Raw genomic sequence first — 9025 nt, forward strand, 5'->3', positions numbered from 1 at the left:
AATGGCTTTTTTTGATACATGGAGAAATAAATGGGAAGAAATGAATTGGAAAGTAAAAGGGAGTGTTTTATTTGTTTGCCTCATTATCGGGATGGGGCTTTTTTGGATGAGTCGCCAAGGGGAAGAGGTGGAAGAAGCTGCCACATCCCTAGCAGAGACAACCATTCTTCCTCAAGAGGTAGAAGATAAAACAACGGTTTCGACCGTCATTTATGTTGATGTAAAAGGAGAAGTTCACCACCCAGGAGTTTATCAAATGAAAGCAGAAAGTAGAGTGAAAGACCTCATTGAGGCTGCAGGAGGGTTCACTCCATTAGCAGATGATCAAAAATTGAATTTAGCTCAACTCTTAGAGGATCAAATGGTGATTGTAGTCCCCAAAAAGGGAGAAGAAGTGAATTCGGAGCTCGCTCAAGCGCCCACGTCTCAGAAAAAGGAAGTTGGAAAAGAAGGTAAGGTCAATATTAATACGGCAACCGTTGAAGAATTGAAGACATTAAAAGGGATTGGGGAGAAAAAGGCAGAAGCCATTATAGAATATCGAAAGCAAAATGGTTCCTTTAAAAACAAAGAAGAACTTATGAAAGTCAGAGGGATTGGAAAGAAATTATATGAATCCTTTGAGGAAAGAGTGATTGTCCAATGATTTACTTTGTTCTTACAAGCGTGATGGGGATGGCGATGGTCGTTTTTTCAGTCGGGAAAGTGGGATGGGTTCTTCCATTACTGCTCATCGTAGTGGGTCTTATCCGTAAACAATCAGTACGAAAAAAAGTAATGGGTCTAATGCTCGTTGGAATTTTTTCTATTCGCTCATTTTATTATATCCAGGCTATTACACAAACTCCTTTTTACCCTTCACAACCTCTCCATGGGCAAATGATATTAAATCCCCATCACCTCAAAGTGAATGGGGATTTGTTAACAGGAAGTGCTCTTCTAGAAGCTGAAGGACAGAGTGAAAGAGTATTTTTCCGTTATACTCTTACTTCGGAAGAGGAGCAAAAGGAATTTCTAGAACTGGATCATGTGGTAAAGGTATCTGTCGAAGGAATTATTGAGGAAATCGAACCAGCTAGAAATAAAGGGAATTTTGAGGCGAAAAATCACTATTTGAGTTTGGGGATTCTTCATTCTTTCAAAATTGAGAGTCTATCAAATAGAAAAATCGTTGTCAAAGGAATCCATGCTGCTATTGAAAATCTTCGTTTCTGGCTGCTACATCAAGTGCGCATGCAGAAGGAAAACCAGGTCAAACAATATACATTAGCATTGCTTCTTGCGGAAAAATCAGGATTTGATGAAGAAGTATGGGAACGGTACAAACAACTTGGGATTCTGCATGTATTAGCGATTTCGGGGCTTCATATTTCGTTAATGGTTTCGGTTCTGCAAAAGTTTTGCTGGAGGTGCGGGATTACTCGAGAGAGAACAGATGGTGTATTAATGTGTTTTGTGCTGTTCTATGGGTTTGTCATCGGATGGGGCATTAGTGGGACACGCGCGATTGGAATGGTGATCCTCTCGATTCTTTTGAAACGATGGACGCCTCTTCGTCATCACTCTCAACTATGGAGCCTTTTAGGGATGCTTGTCGTATCGCTCCTCATTTGGCCAGGAATTCTTTGGAATGTCGCTTTTCAATTAAGTTATGCTCTTAGCGCAGTGATTCTTCTATTATCCAAATGGCAAAAAAATGTGCTTCCTAAAGTCAACGCTTCATTATGGATTCCAATAGGAGTGAGTGTTATGGCTCTGCCACTCGTCTGTCAGTATTTCTTTTATTGGAATGCCTTTAGCATCGTTCTTACTGCGTTGTTTTCGCTATTGTTTGAAGGGGTTCTATTCCCGTTATTAACGATTTATTTGATTGCGGTATTATCGGGATGGGAAAATTTAGTGGACATCATTTGCTTTCTGGGAGAAGCACTTCTTTCGGGGCTCACGCAAGTATTAACCTTTTGTCAGAAGTTCACCTTTACAAAATTTACATTCGGCATTTGGGAACCATGGGAGTGGATTTGTTATTTTTTGCTAATTCTTTTCGCTCTTGTGCTATGTGAACGAAGGAAGATGACGGTTAAAAAAGGACTTTTTTGTCTGGGGACTCTTATTTTACTTCTGATAGAAGTTCCCTATCATTGGGGAAATGAATTAATAATGATTGATGTCGGACAAGGAGATTCGATTTTAGTAATGGCTCCAGGATGGAATCAAGCGACATTAATCGATACGGGTGGATTGAGCGATTTTGCCTCCAAAGAAGAATGGAAAAGGCGCAAGAGAAAATCTCAAGGAGACACAACCGTCATTCCTGCTCTTCAAGCAGAAGGACTTTCAGAATTGTCGCAAGTAATGCTTTCCCATGGAGACGAAGATCATGTCGGGAATCTTCAAGCAATTGCAAAACAGATTAAAATTAAAGAAATAGTGATTGGAAAAGGGATGGAGAATCTTCCATTGATGCAACTATTAAAAAAGGACTATCCGTCCACACGGTGGAAGTTGGTTTCTTCAGGAAACGAGTGGAAATGGAATCAAATGAAGTGGCAAATTCTGTGGCCAAAAGACGTTTCCCAAGGAGAAAATGATGATTCAATTGTAGCTCTACTAACGATTCAAAAGCATACCGTGTTACTCACTGGCGATGCTTCTGAAAAAGTAGAAGACAATATTCTAAAAGATACTCCCAATTTGCATTTTTCAATTTTGAAAGTGGGACATCATGGAAGTCGAACGTCTACAAGCGAAGCATTGTTACAAAAAGCTTCCCCTTCTATTGCCTTGGTTTCTTGCGGGAAGAATAATGGTTATCGCCATCCTTCAATTGAGACGGTAGGGAGGCTGAACGGCATACACGCTCATATTTTCCGCACGGATCAAGATGGACAAATTCGTCTTTATTTTAGAAAAGAACAAATCGAAATTTCTACGAAACTATCGAAAAAACGTCAAAAATTGAAAGAATAGACAAAGCCCACGTTTCAAGATAAACTTAAAGGACAGGAGGCGGAAAGATGGAATTTGAGAAACAACTCGATCGCATTAAAAACGGGCAAGTGAATCTGGTTTATTTAGTTCAAGGAAAAGAACCTTATTTACAAGAACTTGCACGGAAAGTGTTTTTAGAGACCATTGTGGCTCCTGAAGATCAAGACTTGAATGTGGGACGATTCAATATGGAGGAAGTCTCTATTCAAACAGCTATTCAAGATGCAGAGTCGGTTCCTTTTTTTGGAGAGAGAAGATTAGTACTGGTTGATAATCCAAGCTTTTTTACAGGGGAAAAAGAGAAAAAATCAATGGATCATCAATTAGAAAGGTTGCAAGCCTATTTGGAAAATCCAATGGACAGTTCCGTGATGGTATTCTTTGCTCCGTATGATAAGTTGGATCAACGAAAGAAAATCGTGAAACAGTTAAAGAAAGTGGCGGTTTTATTAGATGCTAGTGAACTAACAGAGAGAGATGTTAAACAGTATATTCAAGATTCTCTGCGTAACCACCAGTACACCATTCAAGAAGAAGCACTTGAGACTTTACTCGTAAAAACGCAATATTCACTAACGAATAGTATGAAAGAATTAGATAAACTGATGATTGCTTCCATTGATACAAAAATGATACCACTGGAATTAGTCGAGAGTTTAGTCGCCAAAACATTGGAACAGAATATTTTTGAACTCGGGGAATCAATTTTGAAAAAAGAAGGAGTCAAGGCGCTCCAAATCTATCACGATATGTTACTACAAAAAGAAGACCCCTTGAAGATGAATGCGATTCTTTTAGGACAGTTTCGATTATTGCTTCAAGTGTCCTACTTGAAAAGAGAAGGATATCAAGAACCAGAAATTCAAAAGACACTGGGCGTACATCCGTACCGTGTGAAGATTGCCTTGCAACAATCCAGAAGATTTGGGTTACCCCTTTTAGAAAAAGCCTTTATGCAATTGGTCGACACAGAATATGCTTTAAAGACGAGTGTAGGCATTAAAGAGATGCAACTGGAATGGTTTATCTTACAGTTTTGCGCGTAGAAAACAACAAAATTCAAATATACAATATGGAGGAATATGTATGACCCCAATGATGATCATTATCGCTGCAGTTGTAGTGTTAGTATTACTAAGTTATGTAAAGGTAAAAACAAACAATGTTTCTAATAGAGAAAGTTCCTATTCGAATACTAATCGTTCATCTAACGAAGAAGTAGAGTATATCCCAGAAGAACTCGAAGAACACTTACGTACATTAAAACGCGACGGTCGCCTTATTCAAGCAATCAAAGACTTACGTGACGAAACAGGAATGGGCTTAGCCGAAGCCAAACAATTTATCGATGACTTATCTGTCTAACAAAATCAGAGTGCCAGGAGAGGAATCCTCCTTCCCCGGCACTCTCTTTTTTTTAGGAGGCTTTACCTTTCCCTTAGCCTTTTAATTGCCCGGGCTCTCTTTTCTTTCCCGGAGCAGTCCCATTGATCGGGCTTCTTTTTTATCTCTGGAATCAAGAATAGGGTAAAATTCTTACGGATTCTACGGGTAAAATCTAATAAGAGGATAAACAAAAAAGAATCAGTTTATTGAAAGAATAGCGGGAAAGTGCATTAAATGCGAATTAGCAGGAGTAGGAAGTCCTTCCGTACTCCTGCTTTGAGGCTTTAAAGGCGAGAGAACTAGGCTCGAGCCGTTGCCCCGCTATAACTCTTTCAATAACAAAACTGATTCTTTTCAGTTTATCCGATATAAAAATCTACCTTGAAGAAATCCGTAAGGATTTTACCCAACCAACAAGAAGCACCACTTCTATTTCAGAGCATAAAAAAAGAGCCCGAGATCAATTCTCAGGCTAATTATTATTTGCTTAATTTTGCAGCAAGACGTGATTTGTCACGAGAAGCTTTGTTTTTGTGGATTAATCCTTTAGAAGCAGCTCCGTCGATTGCTTTGTGAGCAGCACGTAATAATTCTTCAGCATTTTCAGCACCTTCAGCTACTGCAGCTTCGAATTTTTTGATAGCAGTACGCATAGCAGAAGTTTGTGAGTTGTTTGCTAGTGTTGACTTTTTGTTAGTACGAACACGTTTGATTTGTGATGCGATATTTGGCAATGGGTTCACCCCTCTTTCATTTTACATGTATAATCACTGATCAGTTGTTTCCAACACGGACTATTATACAAAAGTCCAGTATGAAATGCAAGCAAGGTATAGGGTTGGGAGGGTGCAAGCTGGCGGTAAATATTGTTTATTGATGGTATAATGGAAAAGAATCGAAAAAAGAGGTGAAGGTATGAATGAATTTAAACTAGTGGCTCCGTATACGCCACAAGGAGATCAACCTCAGGCCATCCAGGAATTAGTGGAGGGGCTTAATAAGGGCGTTAAAGAACAGACACTTCTTGGTGCGACAGGTACTGGGAAGACATTTACGATTGCTAATGTAATTAAAGAAGTGAATAAGCCAACATTAGTGTTAGCCCATAATAAAACATTAGCAGGGCAATTATATGGAGAGTTAAAAGAATTCTTTCCAGACAATGCTGTAGAATATTTTGTTTCTTATTATGATTACTACCAACCAGAAGCCTATGTGCCTTCTAGTGATACTTATATTGAAAAAGAATCCAGTGTCAATGATGAAATCGATAAGTTGCGTCACTCTGCTACAAGCGCGCTTTTGGAAAGAAGAGATGTCATTGTAGTTGCTTCCGTATCTTCTATGTACGGGTTAGTAAATCCAGAAGACTATCGTGACCATGTATTGTCTCTTCGAGAAGGAATGGAAATAGAAAGAGATGAATTGCTGCGTCGTTTAGTTGAAATGCAGTTTGAGCGCAATGACTATGATTTCAGAAGGGGAACATTCCGAGTGCGAGGCGATGTAGTCGAAATCTTCCTCGCGGGACATGATGCGACAGCATTTCGAATCGAGTTTTTTGGTGATGAAATCGAAGCGATTAAAGAAGTAGATGTGTTAACAGGAGAAATTAAGGCAACGGTAGAGCATGTTCCAATCTTCCCGGCCACGCACTTTGTCGCGAATGAAGACCAAATCTCTAAGGCGGTTGCAACGATTAAAGAAGAACTCGCCCTCCGCTTACAAGAATTAAGGGATAATAATGAGTTGCTCGAAGCGCAGCGATTAGAGCAAAGAACCAATTACGATATTGAAATGCTCCTTGAGATGGGATATTGTAATGGGATTGAAAACTATTCTCGACATATGGATGGGAGAAAGCCAGGGCAACCGCCATATACATTGCTTGATTTCTTCCCAGAAGATGCACTATTTGTAGTGGATGAGTCTCATATTACGATGTCTCAAATTCGTGGAATGTATAATGGGGACCGCGCGCGTAAGGAGCAGTTAATTAAGTACGGATTTAGATTGCCAAGTGCGTTAGATAATCGTCCATTACGCTTTGAAGAGTTCGAAGAGAAAGTTCCGCAAATTATTTATATTTCGGCGACTCCAGGGCCATATGAATTAGCACATACGCCAAAAGTTACCGAGCAAATCATTCGTCCGACAGGCTTGCTCGATCCGCCTGTGGAAGTTCGTCCAATCAAAGGTCAAATTGATGACTTAATTAGTGAAATTAATTTACGTGTTGAACGAAATGAACGTGTCTTTATTACGACGCTTACGAAGAAAATGTCTGAAGATTTAACCGATTACCTAGAAGAAGTAGGCATTAAAGTGAAGTATCTTCATAGTGATATTAAGACATTGGAACGTACTGAAATCATCCGAAACTTGCGATTAGGAGAATTCGATGTATTGGTCGGAATCAACTTGCTTCGTGAGGGCTTAGACGTACCAGAAGTCTCTCTAGTGGCGATTTTAGATGCAGACAAAGAAGGCTTCCTACGTAGTGAGCGAGCTTTAGTGCAAACGATTGGACGTGCCGCACGAAACGCAAATGGACGAGTGATTATGTATGCCGATAAGATTACGGACTCTATGCAAAGGGCGATTGATGAAACAAACCGTCGTCGTAGTGTCCAAGAGGCTTATAATAAGGAACACGGCATCGTTCCGAAGACCATCGTGAAGAATATTCGTGATTTAATCGCGATTACACATGAAGTGGAAAAAGAAGATGCTCCAAGCACCGCAAAAGACTTCAAGAAAATGTCGCAAGAACAAAGACGCGAAGCCATCGAGTTGCTGGAATTGGATATGCGTGCAGCTGCCAAAGCACTGGATTTCGAAAAAGCGGCTGATCTGCGTGATGTGATTTTAGAGTTAAGAGCTGAGTATAAATTATAAGAGGGTTATTCAATGAAATGGAATTTAAAAGAAGACCTGACAGAACATGAAGGAGAAACAATTCTTAGTCATATAGAAGGTTTCTCCTTCTATATTGTCAGTGCCACAAAAGAAAAGGGATTAGAAATCATTGTTTTAGATGAGTTTAATGAACGGTACACTTTGTTTGATGTAGAAACAACAGGAAGTAGTATTGCCCAAGCTCTTCGAGAAGAAGCCGGTGAAATTGCTACCAAGTGGATTCATCCTCTTCAGGGAGAACTGAGCGCCACGAGGGAAAAATGGACGAATTGGATTCATAGTAATATTGTTCCTTTTAGTTCGCAACCGTTCAAAAGATCATCCGCTACGTTGTTTAGAGTGGAAGAGGAAGGAAAATGCTATGCCTTGATGACGGAAATCCCGTTCCATAAATTAGGGGTTGCAAGTGAAGAACGAGTGTTAATCTTGAATGTGAAAATTGATCCGGACACGAAGGAAAAGCTATTAATGAATGAAGGTTTCTTTGAAGTGTATCATATGAATAAAAAGCATTGGATTTCAATTGCGCTGAATGTATGCACAGATGAAGCACTCATCAAAGAGTGTATTTATTACAGCTACAAATGTGTTGCAAAGAAAGACAATTCTTTACTTTCTAAAAGAGGTTCGTTATAATTTTCAACATAGCGTTTTAGCAAAAGGAGATTTTTTTATGGTAAATATTGCAATTGTAGGAGCGACAGGGGTCGTTGGAACAAAAATGATTGAACGTTTAGAAGAAAGTAACTTACAAGTAGACCACTTATATCTACTTGCATCAGCACGTTCAGCAGGAAAAGTACTACAGTTTAGAGGAAAAGAGTATGTAGTCGAAGAATTAACGGAAGACTCCTTCAAGCGTGATATTGACTACGCGATCTTCTCAGCAGGGGGCGGTACTTCATTGAAATTCGCACCCATCGCAGAACGTGACGGCGTGATTGTGATTGATAACTCGAGCGCATGGAGAATGGATCCAGAGATTGATTTAGTCGTACCAGAATGTAACGCACCAACATTAGAACGTAAGATAATCGCAAATCCAAACTGCTCAACCATCCAATCAGTGGTACCATTACGTCCATTGCATGATGCATTTGGATTAAAACGTGTGGCCTATACAACTTTCCAAGCGGTTTCAGGTTCTGGACAAGCAGGGATTAACGATTTAAGAAACGGGGAAAAAGGGGAAGCTCCAACAAACTACCCACACCCAATTTACAATAACGTATTGCCACATATCGATGTGTTTTTAGAAAATGGCTATACAAAAGAAGAAATGAAAATGATTCAAGAAACGCGCAAGATTCTTGGTTTATCAGATGATGTAGCTGTGACAGCCACTTGTGTGCGTGTACCTGTATATAACTCACACTCTGTAGAAATCAATGTGACTTTCGAAAAAGATACAACACCGGAAGAAATTCGTGCATTATTAGCAAAAGCACCAGGCGTAATCGTATTAGATAAACCTGAGGAAAATGTGTATCCAACACCATTACAAGCAACTGGACATGATGAAGTGTACGTGGGACGTATTCGTCGCGACATTTCTCAACCAAACAGCTTCCACATCTGGTGTGTGGGCGACAATATCCGTAAAGGTGCAGCGAGCAATGCCATCCAAATTGCGGAGTATATTGAAGCAAACGGATTACGTAAATAGGGAGTAAGACAAAAGCTAAAAAAGGACTCACAGTGAAGTGCACCCTGTCAAGTAGACAGGAAA

General features: G+C 39.8%; 8 protein-coding genes. 7 read left to right on the forward strand and 1 reads right to left on the reverse strand.

The window, feature by feature from the left end; translation table 11 throughout:
• The first annotated feature begins 1 nt into the window (after position 1).
• From HMPREF3103_RS04905 to HMPREF3103_RS04920, 4 genes are read left to right on the forward strand one after another with little or no spacing between them, the layout of a single operon-like run.
• Complete coding sequence (locus HMPREF3103_RS04905) at positions 2 to 646, forward strand: helix-hairpin-helix domain-containing protein (RefSeq protein ID WP_148128809.1); 645 nt, start codon at positions 2 to 4, stop codon at positions 644 to 646.
• Positions 643 to 2970, forward strand: coding sequence for a DNA internalization-related competence protein ComEC/Rec2 (locus HMPREF3103_RS04910; RefSeq protein WP_070437775.1), 2328 nt, complete (start codon positions 643 to 645; stop codon positions 2968 to 2970). Before HMPREF3103_RS04905 ends, HMPREF3103_RS04910 begins: the two co-directional genes overlap by 4 nt.
• A gap of 47 nt (positions 2971 to 3017) precedes the next feature.
• Positions 3018 to 4037 (forward strand): DNA polymerase III subunit delta, encoded by a 1020-nt coding sequence (holA, locus tag HMPREF3103_RS04915; RefSeq protein WP_070437778.1) that lies wholly within the window; start codon positions 3018 to 3020, stop codon positions 4035 to 4037.
• A 40-nt stretch (positions 4038 to 4077) separates the two neighbouring features.
• Positions 4078 to 4356 carry a hypothetical protein gene (locus HMPREF3103_RS04920; RefSeq protein ID WP_070437781.1) on the forward strand — a complete coding sequence of 93 codons (279 nt, stop codon included), beginning with the start codon at positions 4078 to 4080 and terminating at the stop codon, positions 4354 to 4356.
• 500 nt (positions 4357 to 4856) lie between these two features.
• Here the strand turns inward: HMPREF3103_RS04920 and rpsT are convergent, their stop codons facing one another.
• Complete coding sequence (gene rpsT / locus HMPREF3103_RS04925) at positions 4857 to 5111, reverse strand: 30S ribosomal protein S20 (protein ID WP_039849208.1); 255 nt, start codon at positions 5109 to 5111, stop codon at positions 4857 to 4859.
• A 181-nt stretch (positions 5112 to 5292) separates the two neighbouring features.
• Between rpsT and uvrB the strand changes: the two genes are divergently transcribed.
• Genes uvrB through HMPREF3103_RS04940 form a run of 3 tightly spaced genes read left to right on the forward strand, consistent with a single transcriptional unit; the run spans position 5293 to position 8962 of the window.
• Positions 5293 to 7275 carry an excinuclease ABC subunit UvrB gene (gene uvrB, locus HMPREF3103_RS04930; RefSeq protein WP_070437784.1) on the forward strand — a complete coding sequence of 661 codons (1983 nt, stop codon included), beginning with the start codon at positions 5293 to 5295 and terminating at the stop codon, positions 7273 to 7275.
• 12 nt (positions 7276 to 7287) lie between these two features.
• Positions 7288 to 7932 (forward strand): MmcQ/YjbR family DNA-binding protein, encoded by a 645-nt coding sequence (locus HMPREF3103_RS04935; RefSeq protein ID WP_070437787.1) that lies wholly within the window; start codon positions 7288 to 7290, stop codon positions 7930 to 7932.
• Positions 7933 to 7969: 37 nt separating this feature from the next.
• Positions 7970 to 8962, forward strand: a complete 993-nt coding sequence (locus tag HMPREF3103_RS04940; RefSeq protein ID WP_070437790.1) for an aspartate-semialdehyde dehydrogenase — start codon at positions 7970 to 7972, stop codon at positions 8960 to 8962.
• Positions 8963 to 9025: the final 63 nt, after the last annotated feature.

Source organism: Granulicatella sp. HMSC30F09 (assembly GCF_001806915.1).
GTDB lineage: Bacteria > Bacillota > Bacilli > Lactobacillales > Aerococcaceae > Granulicatella > Granulicatella adiacens.

What these genes read in the sequence shown, in the direction of transcription:
- HMPREF3103_RS04905 (WP_148128809.1), top strand. Translation starts at nt 2, where the DNA reads ATGGCTTTTTTTGATACATGGAGAAATAAATGGGAAGAAATGAATTGG.
- HMPREF3103_RS04910 (WP_070437775.1), top strand. Translation starts at nt 643, where the DNA reads ATGATTTACTTTGTTCTTACAAGCGTGATGGGGATGGCGATGGTCGTT.
- holA (WP_070437778.1), top strand. Translation starts at nt 3,018, where the DNA reads ATGGAATTTGAGAAACAACTCGATCGCATTAAAAACGGGCAAGTGAAT.
- HMPREF3103_RS04920 (WP_070437781.1), top strand. Translation starts at nt 4,078, where the DNA reads ATGACCCCAATGATGATCATTATCGCTGCAGTTGTAGTGTTAGTATTA.
- uvrB (WP_070437784.1), top strand. Translation starts at nt 5,293, where the DNA reads ATGAATGAATTTAAACTAGTGGCTCCGTATACGCCACAAGGAGATCAA.
- HMPREF3103_RS04935 (WP_070437787.1), top strand. Translation starts at nt 7,288, where the DNA reads ATGAAATGGAATTTAAAAGAAGACCTGACAGAACATGAAGGAGAAACA.
- HMPREF3103_RS04940 (WP_070437790.1), top strand. Translation starts at nt 7,970, where the DNA reads ATGGTAAATATTGCAATTGTAGGAGCGACAGGGGTCGTTGGAACAAAA.